The sequence below is a fragment of the Rhabdonatronobacter sediminivivens genome (assembly GCF_013415485.1).
Taxonomy (GTDB): Bacteria; Pseudomonadota; Alphaproteobacteria; order Rhodobacterales; family Rhodobacteraceae; genus Rhabdonatronobacter; species Rhabdonatronobacter sediminivivens.
The window spans coordinates 1-674 of the sequence record NZ_JACBXS010000144.1; the positions used below are offsets into that span (position 1 = coordinate 1).

The 674-nt window shown below is 61.1% G+C and carries 1 pseudogene; it reads left to right on the forward strand.

The annotated features are described in order from the left end of the window. Positions 1–674, forward strand: a pseudogene (locus HUK65_RS18545) (IS256 family transposase); the annotation flags it as partial.

The window sequence follows — 674 nt, forward strand, 5'->3', positions numbered from 1 at the left end:
TTACATCGCCTTGGGCATCACCCGGGAAGGGGATCGCGAGGTTCTGGGGCTCTGGATCGCCGACAACGAGGGCGCCAAGTTCTGGCTGTCGGTGATGAACGAGCTGCGCAACCCAATCGTCGGGAAAACGATCCCCCGGATCGTTTTCTGATCCTCCTCATACGTCCAGGACATCCTGATTGCGGTCGTGGACGGGCTGAAGGGCTTCCCGGAAGCCATCACCGCAGCCTTCCCCGATACAACGGTCCAAACCTGTATCGTTCACCTGATCCGGCATTCCATGAACTTCTGCAGCTGGAAGGACCGCAAGGCCGTGGCCGCCGACCTGCGCCCGATTTATGAGGCCCCAACCGCTGAGGAGGCCGCCCGCCAACTGGATGCCTTCGAGGAGAAATGGGCCGGAAAATACCCATCCATCGCCCCGGCTTGGCGCCGGGCATGGGCAGAGGTCACCCCGTTCTATGCCTTTAGCGCGGCGATCCGGAAGATCATCTACACCACGAATGCGGTGGAATCGCTGAACCGGGTGTTGCGCAAAACGCTGAAGACCAAGGGCTCATTCCCGACCGAGGAGGCTGCCACGAAGCTGATCTTCCTGGCCATCCGCAACTTCGAAAAGGGCGGCCGCGCGGTCCGAGAATGGGTTGCGGCCCGCAATCAGCTGGCCATAATGT